A 15,220-nucleotide genomic window follows, 5' to 3' on the forward strand; every position below is an offset into this window, starting at 1 on the left:
TCATTAACAAACCATTCTTACTTGTATAGTCGGAATTAGGTTGAACAAAGAATATCATTACAACTTATCTTTGGGCAATAACTAAACTAATAGGACATCCTGATAAGGTTATAGAACTTCTCTATCGTACACAAAGAAGCCATCCCCAATATCATTGGTAGATGGCTTCTTGATGTATGACTCTCGTTCAATTATATTTTTTTGGCGTTACACCATATCTTGCTTTACTCTCTCATCTATCTGCGACTTGCCCATTTAATTTTACGCGCAACTTCCACTCGCTGTAATTGCAAGAGGCCGATCCGTTCCTCGAACTTCTTGCGTTCATCTATGGAATGAGCGGCATGAATCTGATGGCACAGACCAGTAAGTTTACTGTTAATATAATCGAACCTTGTCCATAATTCCTCTTCAGGTGTGCGCTGCTGGTCCGTCGCCGTCTGAAATATTTTAAGTTGGTGGATTAAGGATTGCTGCCATTCCTGATCTTGAATTTGGATGGCAAAATGCAAAAGATCCAGATAGTCATCGATTTGCAACGAAACGCCGCAATCAGGTCTAGTGTTCATCGTCGTCTCTCCTTATTTCAGTACTTGGCTGGAATCAATTACTTCTATCTTACAGGAACAAGCCCACTGAAAGCGAGTACTGAATGATTAAATTTTGGAATTTTTTTTATTTTTTTATGTTAAAACAGCTTTACATTTCCATTCGTTCCAATTCAGTTAACATTTGATATTAATGCATATGAAATATATGATAAAAACCCGCGTTAAGGAAGAAGTTTTTTCCTTAAAACGGGTTTTACGTGATGAAATATATCGTATATCTATTTAAATTTCAGTCGTTTTTACCATCTCGCTGCTGTCTGGTCATCAATAACATGATAAACGAGATGATGATAATGGAAACAGTCCATGCCCAAGCCATGGTCTGATTGCCTGAATCCACAGCGACATAGATTGCCGTGGGTACTGTTTGTGTTTTGCCCGGAATATTGCCTGCAATCATCAGTGTCGCTCCGAATTCCCCTAGTGCCCGGGCAAAGCCCAGGATGAAGGCGGTCATCAGCGCTCTGGCTGCGAGCGGCAAGGAAATGTAACGAAAGACCTGCCACTCATTCGCCCCAATCGAACGACCTGCATCTTCCAGATCCCGATCGACACCACTGAATCCCGATTTCATGGTCTGATACACGAGTGGAAAAGCAACCACCACCGCAGCAATCACCGCAGCCCACCAGGTGAAAATAACCGGTGCAGAGAATATGGCTTCAATCCATTGTCCAAGCAGACTTTTACGCCCCAGTATGACAAGTAACAGAAATCCGACCACCGTTGGTGGAAGAACTAGTGGCAGCATAAATGCCGTTTCCAGCAGAATCTTTCCCCGAAATGAAGTACGTGACATCTTCCAGGCTACCGCAATTCCGAACACAGTGGCCACCACGCTGGATAACAGCGCAACCTGAAGCGACAGGCGCACCGGCGACCAGAATACGGACCAGTCTATGGCGTTCATATTCATTCCGGAATTGTGAATCCATATTTCACGAAGATATCCAGTACTTCAGGGGTTTGCAAATACGCATAGAATTGTTCGGCCTCTGTGCGGTGTTTCGTTCCTTCAATAATGCCTATCGGATAATTGGCGGGTGTGTAGCTGTTCTTGTCCACCTCAAACGCAATTTTCACCTGATCTGAAGTAAGAGCATCCGTTTTATATACAAATCCGGCATCTGCATTACCTGTCTCTACATATTGAAGGACCTGTCTAACGTCTTTCCCCTGCACTAGCTTGCTTTCCAGTTCATCCCACAGCTTGGCGTTGGTCAGAGCTTCCTTGGCATAGGTTCCCGCAGGCACACTTTCCGGAATGCCAATCGCTACCGTCTTGATGGAGTCATTGGTGAGATCCGTTTCGCCGGTTACGGTATTGGTCCCATCTGCTGGCACAATCGCCACCAGTGAATTCTGTAGCAGATTCTTCTGATCGCCTGATGCAATCAGGTTCTCATCCACTAGCGCATTCATATTTTTCGTTGCCGCCGATACAAAGATATCAGCCGGGGCGCCCTGTTCAATCTGCTGTTGCAAGGCACCCGAGGCGCCAAAGTTGAAATTAAGTTCTATATAAGGATTAGCTAGCTCATAATTGGCTTCAATCTCTTTCATCGCATCGGTCAGACTGGCAGCCGCCGAGATCGTCAGATCTACCGTTTCCTGAGGATCACTGTTGCCCGCTGATGAACCTTCACCTGATGCCGCTGGCGTTGAAGTCGTTCCTTCTGCACCCGTGGATGTATCCGTAGTGATCGTGCTTGCGCCACAACCAGCCAATACTAGAGCCAGTCCCAGTGACATACTTCCCAAAATATATCCGATTCTCTTTCTCATTCAGTTCTCCCCCAACGTTATCTTTGGTTATAACTAGTTATAATTAATTATATCTAATTATACACAAGACCAAAAAAATGGGAAGGTGATTTCAATCACAATTGATTTTTGTTACCTGTCTTCTGCGTTTCTTGCGTGTTCTCAGGTTTATGGCATTCCTCAATTAATGGTATAGTACAATAAACATTGCATTACGATGAATGATCGGATCTATATCTTTGAAGGAGGATCTTCACTTATGACGGAGGAGCAATCCTACACAACCGAAGAAATATCCAAGCTGCTCAAAATATCGAAACTGACAGTCTATGACCTGATCAAAAAGGGAGACCTTGTCGCCTACCGTGTGGGTAAACAAATGCGGATTGATGCAACGGATCTGGAGGCATATAAACGCCGATCCAAGCAACTTCAGTCCTCAGGTCAGCGTATCCCGAATACGGTTCAGACCTCGGTATCAGGGACTCAGTCAGGTCATGTTGATGCTCAGGAAAACTCCTTACAAGCGACTTCACCCGTTGGGTCTGCACATGCGATTACACCAGCGAGTTCTACCCATACAATGACTTCTGCACCACGGCATCTGGTCATAACAGGTCAGGATGTCAGTCTGGATATCCTAATGCGCCATATGGAAAAACAAACCCGGGACATTCGTCCGCTGCGCTCGTTTATGGGCAGTCTGGACGGACTTATCTCAATGTATCGTGGTGAATCCGATCTGGTCAGCACCCATCTGCTCGACGGAGATACCGGTGAGTATAATCTGCCGTATATTCGCAAAATTCTGACAGGACGATCCTATGTTGTGGTAAACCTGCTGTCACGTCCTGCCGGGCTATATGTACAGCGTGGCAACCCGCAGAACTTGCAGCATTGGACCGATCTGAGCAAGCCTGAACTAAGACTAGCTAATCGGGAGAAGGGTTCTGGTGCGCGGGTATTGCTGGATGAGCAACTTCGGTTGCATGGTATTTCTGCCGCAGGCCTGATCGGATATGAAATGGAAGAAACCAGTCACATGGGCGTGGCTGCCAAAGTGAGTTCTGGCGAAGCCGATGTCGGAGTTGGCATTGAGAAAGCTGCACGACTTGTGGGCCAGGTTGATTTTATCCCGCTCGTTCAGGAACGCTATGATCTGGTCATGCTGAGGAAGCAGGGTAATGAAGCCTGGACAGAATCGGTGCTGCGAATTCTCCAATCCCCGGAGTTCAGGCAGGAACTGCAATCATTCGAGGGCTATGATGTATCGCGAACAGGTGAAATTTTGTATGAAGCATAGTTATACCGAATGCAGTCCATAACAGTTCATGCTCAACGTGAATTACACATCACATCATGCATATATCAAACGCCTTGCAATGGATGCAAGGCGTTTTTGGTATTTCTTTGTATATATAAGTCATGATATGGATGAATGTATGGATTAATATGGAAGATCAATCTCTAAAATGAACACACCATACGCAGGCATGCTGATCTCATCCTGAAGTGTTGTACCCGACAGCAACTCTTTGGCTTGCTTTTTAAGCTGGATGGCCACTTGGTGATCCGAGTAGTTGAGTAAAAATACATAAGCTTTATCCTTACCGGAACGGATCCCAAGCTCAACTTCGGACGGCACCTCTACCAGATCATCCACAGGCGAGACTAGCCCGATTTCATCCAGAAGAGCATCGACGACCGGTTCATTGTAAGCCGCACCATAATACCATACCTGCCCCTGACCCACCGTACGTTTGGTCAATGCAGGACTACCTGCATAATATTCGGATGCATACTCGGCCACGACCTGTACGTCGGGATGCTCCACATGAAGAACTTCGTTAAATCCCGCGGTGGGTGTTCCTTCCTGAAGTCGCTCACTCTCCCCAGTCCATTGCAAATCAGCTGCAGACACAGTTCCTTTGATTAATGTGAAGTCCTCTACGGTTACACCACACAACTCAGCGACAGCCCCTGGGAACGGTCTCATATAACAATGTCCCTTGAGATCCTTATAACCGGTGCGTGCACCGAAAAACAGGGTGCCCCCTTGACTGACATAGGCTTGCAGAAGTTCTGCTGTCTCGTCTGTCATGATGGCCGGGTGAGCATAGATGATCACCTTATATTCGGTTAACGCCTCCAGTGTTGTCGTGGATTGCAGGGTCACCAGATCCGTCGGAATATGACGATACTGGAGCTGCTTATACCAGGAGCGTACACTCTGTTGCTGAAGCGGACCGTGCCACTCATCCAATTCTCCGTCCCAGATGTTATCGTAATCCTGCAGGATCGCAACATTGGCTTGATAAGTAGTGCCCGCAATAACGCGCCCGATCTTGGCAAACTCTTCGCCTACTTGCGCAACCTCGCGTACCCTTCTGTTGGGTTGATTATGGTAATCATTGATGCCATGCCAGTACATCTCGGTGCCAAATGTTGCCGTCCGCCAGCGGAAGTAGACAAGTAGATCTGTTCCGTGGAGAACAGATTGATATGACCATAATCGGATCTGCCCCGGTCTTGGTGTGCCCATGCCTATACTATCTACCCAGCCTCCTGGCCCAGACTGCTGTTCCATGACGCAAAAGTTCGGTGACATATTGCGTACATTGGACAGTTTCATGCTCCAGGCCCGGTCCTGTAACGAATTGTCGTCTGTCCCCGGGAAGATCGTGGCAAACTGTGGATACGAATCATAGGAGAAGAAATCCAATAAGTCCTCTGTCATTTCATGATTATCCAAGTGCCCAAACGTACCGTTTGTGGTGATCCAATGTTTCGGGTCCAGTTCCCGAATAATGTCCACCTGAACCTTGGCAAATGAAATAGTATTGGCTGAGATGAATCTCTTTTCATCCAATGCCAAATGAGGATTTGGCGATGTACTGACCATATTTTGGGTAAGGTGGACTTGCTCCCAGTCGGTATAGGTCTGACTCCAGAAAACGGTTCCCCAAGCCTGGTTCAGATTCTCTAATGATTCATAACGATCCTTAAGCCATTCACGGAAAGCGACATGATCTGCCTCAGCGTAGAACACATCCATATGGCAATTGAATTCGTTATCGATCTGCCAGCCAATGAGAGCCGGATGATCTTTATAGGCAATCACCATATTACGCACGATTTTTTCACATTGCTGTCTGTAGATGGGGCTGCTGTAGTTGGTATGGCGTCGCATGCCGTGTTGATACAATACGCCGTCTTTATTCGCATTTAATACTTCAGGGTATTTTGAGGTTAACCACGCTGGTGGAGTTGCAGTTGGTGTTCCTAAAATAACGCTCAAACCATATTGATGTGCCAGATCCATTGCCTTCTGGAAAAAACTAAAATTAAACTGGTCTTCTTCCGGTTCAAAGATGGACCATGCGAATTCAGCCATCCGAATAACAGTAATATTCATCTCTCGCATTCTGCGGAAATCGTCCTCCCACAACGCTTCCGACCAATGCTCAGGGTAATAACAGACCCCCATTTTCAATTCATCCATATGTATAGACTTTGCCATCTTCATTTGCCCCCTTAACCTGCCATATTGCCTCCATTCTATTGGAACCTTCACTTATAATAAATGACAAGATTATGCGACTTATAATAAAATATTGTCATTACTATAGATTCAAATCACAGTTGGCTGAATCTATTTGCATTGATTACATAAAAATATTGCGTTCAAATGGAGGATGCACGTGAAAGAACACATCTTTCTCCCCAAGCCGATTTTCCCCAGACATGTATGCTTTCCCGATTTTATTGGAGGGTACAGTGACTTTCCGAAGCATCGTGTGCATCGAGAATATGGCACTACTGAAATTAACTTGGATCAATGTTACAACCTGCACCTTGTACTCAGCGGCAAAGGATTCCTTGACACCGGAACCACACGATATGAGTTAATGCAAGGGCAGGGATTCCTCTATGGCCCCGGTCTCAGACAAACCTACTACTCCGATTCGGATGATCCTTGGAGTATTCGTTGGATTCACTTCTACGGCGTTCGTCTCGAAGAATTGTTAAATGGAAAAGGCGTTGACGAGCCATGGCTGTTTCAATGTTCCAACTTCCCGGTGGTTACCGCGCTCATGGATCGATTAATGGGGCTCGGAAGAGGTTATCAAGTGGAAGACGAGCACAGCATGGCAGCTACGCTGTATGAGCTTCTGACCCGATTGCAATCTGCGGCGAGCCGAATCAATGTTTCGCTTAATCACACTTCAGAGCGAATTCGTGAAGCTGGGAATTATATTCGTTCCCATAGTAACGAGCACATCACGCTTGAACATGTAGCGGGAATTGCCGGATACAGCACAACGTACTTTAGCCGTAAGTTCAGTCAGACGTTTGGCATCTCCTTCCCGGAATTCCTCATGGAATCCAGATTACTCCATGCAAAGCAGCTGCTCGCGACAACCAACCTTTCCATTAAACAAATTACGCTGGAAACGGGATTCTCACAATCAAGCTACTTCATCCGATGTTTCAGAACCCAGGAAAACGTAACACCCCTGCAATTTCGCATGATGCACAATCATTCGTTATAGGCACGGCACATATTTCTTAATCAAGCTGACGCAAAAGAAGACACTGCATACAACATACAGAGTCTTCTTCGCTCATTTTTCATAAGTGCTCATTCGTATCCTCGTCATCGTCGCCCTTACTCACGCCAGAACAGTCCAGCCTCATCCCGTTCCACCTGTTCAAGCATATCCTCAAAATCAGAACAAGGTGTAATAATATCTACCGGGTTCCAGCTGCTTTGTTCATCTCTGGCATACACTTTCCACTGATTTTCTTCCCAGTAGAATCGGGCAATGTGCATCTTATCCCATTGATACCGTTCCTCGGCGGGTCTTTCTTCGGTCAGGATCAGTTCATTGTCATTCATCTCATATGTCAACTTCACCATCGTACGCAGTGGCGCAGGTACCTTCTCATGAATATATCCGTTCATTACGGACTGAATTCTTCGTAACGTAAACAAGTCCAACATGAAGATGCACACCCTTTCAGCAAAATAACACCCTGCTCTACACACCGCATGTAGCCAAACACACAACAATCTGCCTTCATGCAAAGAGGGTCAGCCACATCCCTTGATCATTTTACCAGCTGGATTTAGTTACACCTGGAATCTGTCCTTGATGGGCCAGTTCTCTGAACTTGATTCGAGACACCTTGAACTTGCGTAGATAACCCCGCGGGCGGCCCGTCACTTCGCAACGGTTCTTCAGTCTGGTCGGAGATGCATTACGCGGCAATTTCTGCAAGGCTTCGTAATCCCCTTTTTCCTTCAATTCCCGGCGCAGATCCGCATATTTCGCCACGATCGCTTGGCGTTGCTTCTCACGTACCACTTTTGATTTTTTAGCCATGAAATCCAGCTCCTTTATCCCTTGAATTTAGTTTACATGGTGATACCGCTCTACTCCAAATACAGAACATCATCTTCCGACTTATACAGCTTCCACAGACCATGGTAGGGGATTATCAAAATGGCCCCAGTCGGCCAGCATTTCTTCATCACTGAGCAGGCATTGGTCCAGCTCATCTTCAATACTGGCACGTTCCATGTCGATTCCAATCATGACAAGCTCCGTCTGGCGATCTCCCCACTGGGCATCCCATTTCTCCAGCACATCCGGCTCGTTACGCAAAATTTCTTCTTTGTCTGCTTCCGGCAAAGCCGCGACCCAATGTCCCGCAGGACCAAATTGAATGGATGGTCCTGCCTGACTCAGGCTTGCAGCAACATCTCCTTGGGCGGCAAGCCATACCAAGCCTTTGGCACGTACCACTTCTTCCGGCCAGTAACTCATGAATTCAGCCAGACGGGAAGGGTGGAATGGCTTTCTGCGGCGATAAACGAAGGAAGCAATGCCATATTCCTCCGTTTCCGGTGTATGCGACTCCTTCTCCAGCTCCTGAATCCATCCAGCGGACATGCTCACCTTTTCAAAATCAAAAAGGCCTGTATTCAGAATCTCAGACGGATTCACCTGTCCATTCTCAGTGCGAATGATTTTGGCATTAGGCTGTAGCTTGCGGATGATGCCTTCCAGCTTGTTCAGCTCGGTGTCATCGACCAGATCACATTTGTTCAGCAGCAGTACATCACAGGTTTCGATCTGATCAATCAACAAGTCTACGACGTCACGGGTGTCCTCATCTCCGGTCGCCTGATTACGATCCAGAAGACTCTGTCCTGATCCAAAATCATGCCAGAATCGATTGGCATCCACCACAGTTACCAGACAGTCCAGTCTGGCCAGGCTAGTCAGGTCAATGCCCGACTCCTCATCCGCATATGTAAAGGTCTGTGCGACAGGTACAGGTTCACTGATACCAGTGGATTCGATCAAAATATAATCATACTTGCCTTCATTCACCAGCTTCTCAATCTCCTGCATCAGATCATCCCGCAAGGTGCAGCAGATACAACCGTTCGATAACTCCACCAGCTTCTCTTCGGTTCGAGACAAGCTTGCCTCCCCCTTAACCAGCGCAGCATCGATATTCACCTCACTCATGTCGTTGACGATTACGGCAACCTTAAGCCCTTGTCTGTTGTTCAACACGTGATTTAAAACGGTTGTTTTCCCTGAACCGAGGTAACCACTTAGTACGGTTACCGGAATTTGCTTTTGTGTCATAGAAATCTACTCCTTATATGTGCAGTCTGCGTAATGCAGACTTTAATAGTAATTATTACGATTAACAACATTGACTATAATCCTGTTGCACAGTCGTTGTCAAACTATTTTTACGAAATACTCCAGGAAAATGGATATGAGAAACATCTATCGACGTACTTTCAGAGAAGGTAGACCGTCTTCAGTTGAAGTTTTTCTTAAGATAATTGAACTGTTCAGATCCTTTGAAAACTTATAAATTTTAAGATATAAAAAAGACCCATGATCTGTCTCCTGCCGCTTGTATCCTGATGATACGTGCCGGAAAATTCAGTTCATGAGCCTTTACTTTACTATTCAGCTTGCTGCCACAGATCTAGCCTTATTGCCCGCTTCCATCCGTTGCCTGAACACCAGCACCAGAACCATCGCTGCAATAGACAGCAACGTACAGATCATGAACATAGTCGAATATGAACTCACCTGCACAATAAGCCCCATTGCCAGTCCACCCAGAGAGAATCCGAGGTCATACGAGGACATGAAGATGCCCATGAGTACATATCTGGAATCCGCAGGCAGCACAAAAGACAAGTATGTGGTTAATGTCGGGTACAACAATGCCAGAGCAAAACCGCTAAATACAGCAGAAAGATACACCAGTGGCCCGATGGTCTCCATGAGACTGAGCAGCTGGGTTCCCATTGCTGCACACAGCATCAGCCCTGCCATAAGCCAGGTATTCCAGCTGCCGTCAGACGGAATTTTTTTACGCAAAATAAACCTGCACAGAATGACAACCAATCCCTGAATCGTCAGAAACACGCCTGCACTTGCCATTCCGGTGGATACCATATACAAGGGAAGAAAGGTCGCTGTTGCCCCAAAAACGCAGGACGCAAATAACATCACTACACTGCTGATCAGCAGTGGTGTACTGCGCCAAATGCCGCCGAATGAACGAAACATGTCACCCAAGGTATACGATTTGTTCTGCACGGTACTCCGTGGCAGATCCACATTATATCCAATCAGAAGTGGCAGAGCAGCCAGTCCGATCATTAGCAGCGTAAACGCCAGATCACTGGCATTTTCCCAGATTTGTATGGCAAGGATCGGAATGACCAGAGAAGGAACCATCGTAAACAGGGTGTACATGGACAGCCCTTGTGCCCGGTCTTTGTCCTCCAGCTTTTCCACAATGCCTGCCTGCATCGTCATGGAGAAAAAGGCCGTAGCCACCCCTTGCAAGGCCCGCAGCCACAGATACGTCTCCACACCAAAAACAACAAATAACAGCAGCGTTCCGGCATGCAAAAGCAATAACCATTGCATCACACGAAGTGGGCCATGCTTACCCAGCAGCTGTGCTGCGAAAGGTCTCAAGAGCATACAGGTGAACATATATGCCCCCATCATCAGACCGATCTCAGCCTGATTCAATCCGGCGGCTTCACTTCGCAAAGGCAGAATAATCGTCAAAGCCGAATTCGCCGCAAAAAACAAAAAGGCCAGCATATAAAACCGGATAAACGAAAAGGATACCGGATTTAATTTTCCATTGGATGTTGCCGTCATCGAAGACTTCAAACGTTCGTCACCACTTTCTCTTCTGGCAGTCAACTCACAGATGTACCTGTCACGGGTCTACGCCGTTCATAGGCAAAAACGATCATTACCGCTCCTAGGATAGCACACATCCTGTACATAAATGAATAGGAAGAGAAGTCAGCAACGGGTCCCATAATCACACCACCCAGAGAAATACCCAGATCCGCCATCGCGATAAATAACCCGATCAGGACGTTCCGATTCAGCTTAGGCAACACAAAAGACAAATAGGTCGTAAGTGTTGGATACAGGATCGCCTGAGCAATTCCCATGAATACAGCCCCCACATAGAAAAAGACTACGCCTCCTGTCACGGCATAACTGACACATTGCGCAGCTACGACGAGCAAACACATGGTGCCCATCATGAAAGGAGAATGCCAACTGCCATCAGACGGAATCCTTTTCCTAAGCATGATTCGAGCCAGCACCACCGTCCCAGCCTGAAGCATCAGATACACACCCGCATTCCCATTTGGTACTTGACTCGCATACAGCGGAATAAAGGTGGTAATCGCACCAAATACAACGGAAGCGGCGAGCATTAACACACTGCATCGAAACAGAAACGGATTCTTCACCAACTGACCAAAGGATTCCCACATACTGACGTTCTGCTCCGAAAGATTCTCAGCAGGTTGCTCCTTGTTTGGTTCCATTTTGGCGGTGTACCCGAAGACGCCAGTACAGACGGCAATGCCGATCAGAACCACTGTAAAATAATCCATGCCTCCCGCCTGCCAGATTCCTAACGCGATAACAGGCCCCACGATTCCCGGAATATAACTGAAGAGTGAATAATATGAAATCCCCTGAGAGCGATCTTTCTCCGGAAGGGCATCAATAATGCCAATCTGCAAAGCCATGGAGAAGAACGCTGTGGAAACTCCTTGCAAAATACGAGCAACCAAATAACCGCCGAGTCCCGTAAAGGGATATAAAATCAGCGCAAATCCATTGATAATCAGAATCAGACGCAATATTTTGATCGGTCCGTACTTTTGAATCATCCGACCTGCCCATGGTCTGAAAAACATGGTTGTGAACATATAAGCGCCCATGATCAGTCCGATCATTGTACCGCTCGCGCCCAAGAACTCCCCTTGCAATGGGATGATCACGTTAAGAATGGCATTGGCACTGAAATAAAGAAGAACCAATATGTACAAGCGCAAAAAAGGCCAAGACATCGCTCCACTCACAATGGGTATTCCCCCTAAAATGGTATTAAATGATTCAATAATCTCTTCGCATAGTCGGACTGTACGTCTTTGAGTTGCTTGATTGGAACGATCTCTACAACCTGTCCCTCTCTGAAAATGATCACCCTGTCACAGATATAGGCTGCCGCCTGTATATCATGCGTGATAAAGACATAGCTTAGCTTGTAGATTTCCTTAAGCTCTTTCAACAATTGCAGCACCTGAATCTGGACAGACACGTCCAGTGAGCTGATCGCTTCATCCAACACAATGCATTTGGGGGCGGTGGAGATGGCCCTGGCTATACACACTCTCTGTGCCTCCCCGCCGGACAGTTCGTGCGGATATTTGGATCTATAGGAGGAGTCCAATCCAACTTGGTTCAGCAGCAGATCGACCTTCGCCGAGTTGCCCTGATCCTTCCGCAGCTTTTGCTGCGCTTGCATGGGTTCCATAATGGCAGCTTCCACGGTAAGAAATGGATTGATGGAAGACGTATAATTTTGAAAAACGGCGCTGATGTTACCCATCCGTGCACGTCGATCCTGTACGTCTTTACCATCCAGCGAGATCATTCCACGATCCGGCCGTTCAATGCCGAGAATCAGACGGCCCAATGTGGATTTGCCGCTTCCGCTTTCACCGATGATGCCCAGACATTCGCCATGCTGGCATTCAAAGGTAACCTGTTTCAACACTTGTTGTTGGTGCTTGGAGAACAGTCCGCCCTGGTTATATGATTTTTCGATACCTTCCACCTTTAGCATCTATGAGTCCCCCTGCATCAACGCCTTAAAATGATTGCTCAGCTCAAGCCGGGTAGAGACCAGATACTGCGTATAGGCATGCTTAGGCTGTGTCAAAACAGAATGCATGCTGCCACGCTCGACGATCTTGCCGTCTTTCATGACCATCACGTCATCTGCAATCTTCTGCACGACGCCGAGATCATGGGAGATGAACATCATGGAACAGCCCACGCGTTCGCGTAATTGAATCAATTGTTCCACCACTTCATATTGGGAGATCGTATCCAGCGCCGTTGTCGGTTCATCCGCAATAATCAAATCGGGCTCAAGCACCAATGCCAGTGCAATCATGATTCGCTGCAGCATCCCACCGGACAGCTGATGTGGATATTGATTCAGAATCTCGCGCGGATGTCTGAGCATGACGCTTTCCATGGCATGGATGATTTTCCGCTCAATCTCGCGGGTGTTCCAGCCAAAATGCTGCTGAAGTGTCTCCCTGATATGCACACCAATGACACAGGAGGGATCAAAAGCACTCATGCCATTCTGCAAAATCATACACAGATGCTTGCCCCGCTTACGCCGCATCTCCGGTTCCGAAAGCTGGTTCAGGTCTTCGCCCTGAAATAAGATCGTGCCCGATTGGCGAATCCACGGCTTGTTCAGTCGCATGATGGCCCTGCACGTGACGGACTTGCCGCTACCACTTTCCCCCACGATGGCCATACAGCTTCCCTGTTTAACTTCGAATGAACTGTTATGAATGATCACTTTGTCTGTGTTGATGTCCCATACTTTCAGATGCTCAACCTCGACTATATTCATAAGCGGCCTTTCTCACCTCACTTTCGTAAGACTTGTCAGACTTACCTTGAGAGGTCATCAATTTGGGGTCCAGAGCCACTTGAAGGGCATCCGATAGAAAATTAAAAGCAGACACCACCACTACAATGGCCAGGCCCGGTGCCAACATCAATTCAGGTCTGGAGAACATGACTTCCCTCGCCTCATTGAGCATCATCCCCCACTCCGCATGCGGAGCTTGAATGCCAAGCCCCAGAAAGGAAAGGCCGGAGATCTGCAACATCATTGAACACATGGAGCCACTCGCAATGACGGCAATATCGGCAAAGGTAACCGGAACAATATGTTTGGTTATAATTCTCAGATTAGGTGTGCCGGAGGCTTTGGCGAATTTCACATAATCCATATCGGAGAATTGCATCACAGATGTGCGAATAACGCGGGCAAACCAGGCCCATTTCATGCACACAAAAGCAATCAAAATGTTCTCCAGTCCTGCACCCAAAATGCCAACCACCGCCAGTGTCATCACGTATCCGGGAAAAGACAGCATAATATCACAGACTCTCATGATCCATGCATCCACTTTTCCCTTGAAGTAACCCGCGACGAATCCAACAATGGCCCCGATCAGAACAGACAGACTAAGTGCAACCAGAACCCATAACACACTTGGACGGATGCCATAGATAAGCCGGGATAATACACATCTGCCCAGATGATCATTGCCTAGTAGATACTCCCAGGACGAGGAGGCATAACGAAGCTTCATATTCACTTGTCCAGGATCATGCGGCGCAATAAGAGGGGCGAGAATTCCCGCCATAAGCGTTGCGATAATCACCACCAAAGAGGTCATGGCCAGCTTGTCTTTACTCAGATTTATCAGTATACGCATCAGAATTCCTTTCTCAATCGGGGATTCATCGCCGCATTCAAGATGTCGGATAACGTGTTAAACAAGACAAAGGTGACAGCCAACATCAGAACATACGCCTGAATAATCGGAAAATCCCTGCTTAAAATGGATTTCACGCTGAGTCTCCCTAGCCCCGGCCAGGAAAACACATTTTCGATGACTACCGTACTGCCCAGCACGATCGGGATCGCCATACAAAAGATGGACACGGCCACCTGTAATGAATTTCTCAGAATATGCAGGGTAACTTTCTTCTCGCTCAGACCACTTGCCCGTGCATATAACACATAGTCCTCATTCATATTGCTCAACATGGAACTTCGAACCGTTCGGAAGTAAATGCCCGTATAACTCACCGTGATTACAATCACCGGTAGAATGTAGCTTCGATACGAGTCCATGCCACTGGTAGGTAACAGGTCCAGCTTGACGGAAAAATACCAGATCATCATGGCTGCAAGCCAGTAAGATGGCATGGCGGTAAGGAAAAATGATACACCTCTGACCGATCGATCCAGCAGCTTGCCTTCTCTCATCGCACAGATCACACCCAGCAGAATGGACAGCGCAATAATGAATACCGATGAGACAAGTGTTAACTTCAATGTGTTCATAAAAGCAGGCCCCATCAATGACCACACGGGTTCACCTGATACATAAGAGTTGCCAAAGTCCAACTGCACAACAGCCATGATCCAGTTCACATACTGGATCATGAACGGCTGATCGAACCCCAATGCCTGGTTGGTCTGGTCAATTAATTCCTCTGTAATCTGCGGAACTTCCTGTGCCTGTAAGACAACAACCGCCGGGTCCAAGGGAGATAGATTAATCAGAACAAACGTTATAAATGAAATGATAATCAGTAAAGGGATGGTTAACAGAATCCTTTTGACGATATAACTTCCCATAT

Annotated in this window: 15 protein-coding genes; 2 read left to right on the forward strand and 13 right to left on the reverse strand. The window is 47.0% G+C overall.

The window, feature by feature from the left end:
* Window positions 1-236 precede the first annotated feature (236 nt).
* The 3 genes from MKX40_RS24915 to modA all read right to left on the reverse strand — a co-directional run bounded on the left by MKX40_RS24915 (window position 237) and on the right by modA (window position 2,396).
* Window positions 237-569: a hypothetical protein gene (locus tag MKX40_RS24915; RefSeq protein WP_339237313.1), complete on the reverse strand. Its 333-nt coding sequence runs from the start codon at window positions 567-569 to the stop codon at window positions 237-239.
* A 271-nt stretch (window positions 570-840) separates the two neighbouring features.
* Window positions 841-1,527 carry a molybdate ABC transporter permease subunit gene (modB, locus tag MKX40_RS24920; RefSeq protein WP_339237316.1) on the reverse strand — a complete coding sequence of 229 codons (687 nt, stop codon included), beginning with the start codon at window positions 1,525-1,527 and terminating at the stop codon, window positions 841-843.
* Window positions 1,524-2,396 carry a molybdate ABC transporter substrate-binding protein gene (modA, locus tag MKX40_RS24925; protein ID WP_339237319.1) on the reverse strand — a complete coding sequence of 291 codons (873 nt, stop codon included), beginning with the start codon at window positions 2,394-2,396 and terminating at the stop codon, window positions 1,524-1,526. Before modA ends, modB begins: the two co-directional genes overlap by 4 nt.
* A 238-nt stretch (window positions 2,397-2,634) precedes the next feature.
* Between modA and MKX40_RS24930 the strand changes: the two genes are divergently transcribed.
* Complete coding sequence (locus MKX40_RS24930; protein WP_339237321.1) at window positions 2,635-3,678, forward strand: helix-turn-helix transcriptional regulator; 1,044 nt, start codon at window positions 2,635-2,637, stop codon at window positions 3,676-3,678.
* Window positions 3,679-3,822: 144 nt separating this feature from the next.
* Here the strand turns inward: MKX40_RS24930 and MKX40_RS24935 are convergent, their stop codons facing one another.
* Window positions 3,823-5,895, reverse strand: a complete 2,073-nt coding sequence (locus MKX40_RS24935; protein WP_339237323.1) for a beta-galactosidase — start codon at window positions 5,893-5,895, stop codon at window positions 3,823-3,825.
* A gap of 175 nt (window positions 5,896-6,070) precedes the next feature.
* Here MKX40_RS24935 and MKX40_RS24940 point away from each other — a divergent pair, with 175 nt between their 5' ends.
* Complete coding sequence (locus tag MKX40_RS24940; RefSeq protein ID WP_339237325.1) at window positions 6,071-6,928, forward strand: AraC family transcriptional regulator; 858 nt, start codon at window positions 6,071-6,073, stop codon at window positions 6,926-6,928.
* A 116-nt stretch (window positions 6,929-7,044) separates the two neighbouring features.
* Here MKX40_RS24940 and MKX40_RS24945 read toward each other — a convergent pair whose 3' ends face one another.
* From MKX40_RS24945 to opp1B, 9 genes are all read right to left on the reverse strand, one after another.
* Complete coding sequence (locus MKX40_RS24945; RefSeq protein ID WP_339237327.1) at window positions 7,045-7,380, reverse strand: DUF3024 domain-containing protein; 336 nt, start codon at window positions 7,378-7,380, stop codon at window positions 7,045-7,047.
* A gap of 112 nt (window positions 7,381-7,492) precedes the next feature.
* Window positions 7,493-7,762 carry a 30S ribosomal protein S14 gene (gene rpsN / locus MKX40_RS24950; RefSeq protein ID WP_036605831.1) on the reverse strand — a complete coding sequence of 90 codons (270 nt, stop codon included), beginning with the start codon at window positions 7,760-7,762 and terminating at the stop codon, window positions 7,493-7,495.
* 81 nt (window positions 7,763-7,843) lie between these two features.
* Complete coding sequence (locus MKX40_RS24955; protein ID WP_339237329.1) at window positions 7,844-9,040, reverse strand: GTP-binding protein; 1,197 nt, start codon at window positions 9,038-9,040, stop codon at window positions 7,844-7,846.
* 336 nt (window positions 9,041-9,376) lie between these two features.
* A complete protein-coding gene (locus MKX40_RS24960) occupies window positions 9,377-10,642 on the reverse strand; it encodes an MFS transporter (protein WP_339237331.1) in 1,266 nt (421 codons plus the stop codon).
* Window positions 10,639-11,832 (reverse strand): MFS transporter, encoded by a 1,194-nt coding sequence (locus MKX40_RS24965; protein WP_339237332.1) that lies wholly within the window; start codon window positions 11,830-11,832, stop codon window positions 10,639-10,641. Before MKX40_RS24965 ends, MKX40_RS24960 begins: the two co-directional genes overlap by 4 nt.
* Window positions 11,833-11,846: 14 nt before the next feature.
* Window positions 11,847-12,599, reverse strand: a complete 753-nt coding sequence (locus tag MKX40_RS24970; protein WP_339237334.1) for an ABC transporter ATP-binding protein — start codon at window positions 12,597-12,599, stop codon at window positions 11,847-11,849.
* Window positions 12,600-13,409 carry an ABC transporter ATP-binding protein gene (locus MKX40_RS24975; protein ID WP_339237335.1) on the reverse strand — a complete coding sequence of 270 codons (810 nt, stop codon included), beginning with the start codon at window positions 13,407-13,409 and terminating at the stop codon, window positions 12,600-12,602.
* Window positions 13,390-14,286: a nickel/cobalt ABC transporter permease gene (gene opp1C / locus MKX40_RS24980; protein ID WP_339237337.1), complete on the reverse strand. Its 897-nt coding sequence runs from the start codon at window positions 14,284-14,286 to the stop codon at window positions 13,390-13,392. Before opp1C ends, MKX40_RS24975 begins: the two co-directional genes overlap by 20 nt.
* A complete protein-coding gene (gene opp1B / locus MKX40_RS24985; protein ID WP_339237340.1) occupies window positions 14,286-15,218 on the reverse strand; it encodes a nickel/cobalt ABC transporter permease in 933 nt (310 codons plus the stop codon). The genes opp1C and opp1B overlap by 1 nt, the downstream gene beginning before the upstream one ends.
* Window positions 15,219-15,220: the final 2 nt, after the last annotated feature.

It is taken from the genome of Paenibacillus sp. FSL R5-0517 (assembly GCF_037974355.1).
GTDB lineage: Bacteria > Bacillota > Bacilli > Paenibacillales > Paenibacillaceae > Paenibacillus.

What these genes read in the sequence shown, in the direction of transcription:
- MKX40_RS24970 (WP_339237334.1), bottom strand. Translation starts at nt 12,599, where the DNA reads ATGCTAAAGGTGGAAGGTATCGAAAAATCATATAACCAGGGCGGACTG.
- MKX40_RS24915 (WP_339237313.1), bottom strand. Translation starts at nt 569, where the DNA reads ATGAACACTAGACCTGATTGCGGCGTTTCGTTGCAAATCGATGACTAT.
- modA (WP_339237319.1), bottom strand. Translation starts at nt 2,396, where the DNA reads ATGAGAAAGAGAATCGGATATATTTTGGGAAGTATGTCACTGGGACTG.
- modB (WP_339237316.1), bottom strand. Translation starts at nt 1,527, where the DNA reads ATGAATATGAACGCCATAGACTGGTCCGTATTCTGGTCGCCGGTGCGC.
- MKX40_RS24930 (WP_339237321.1), top strand. Translation starts at nt 2,635, where the DNA reads ATGACGGAGGAGCAATCCTACACAACCGAAGAAATATCCAAGCTGCTC.
- opp1B (WP_339237340.1), bottom strand. Translation starts at nt 15,218, where the DNA reads ATGGGAAGTTATATCGTCAAAAGGATTCTGTTAACCATCCCTTTACTG.
- MKX40_RS24940 (WP_339237325.1), top strand. Translation starts at nt 6,071, where the DNA reads ATGCACGTGAAAGAACACATCTTTCTCCCCAAGCCGATTTTCCCCAGA.
- MKX40_RS24975 (WP_339237335.1), bottom strand. Translation starts at nt 13,409, where the DNA reads ATGAATATAGTCGAGGTTGAGCATCTGAAAGTATGGGACATCAACACA.
- MKX40_RS24945 (WP_339237327.1), bottom strand. Translation starts at nt 7,380, where the DNA reads ATGTTGGACTTGTTTACGTTACGAAGAATTCAGTCCGTAATGAACGGA.
- MKX40_RS24935 (WP_339237323.1), bottom strand. Translation starts at nt 5,895, where the DNA reads ATGGCAAAGTCTATACATATGGATGAATTGAAAATGGGGGTCTGTTAT.
- rpsN (WP_036605831.1), bottom strand. Translation starts at nt 7,762, where the DNA reads ATGGCTAAAAAATCAAAAGTGGTACGTGAGAAGCAACGCCAAGCGATC.
- MKX40_RS24955 (WP_339237329.1), bottom strand. Translation starts at nt 9,040, where the DNA reads ATGACACAAAAGCAAATTCCGGTAACCGTACTAAGTGGTTACCTCGGT.
- opp1C (WP_339237337.1), bottom strand. Translation starts at nt 14,286, where the DNA reads ATGCGTATACTGATAAATCTGAGTAAAGACAAGCTGGCCATGACCTCT.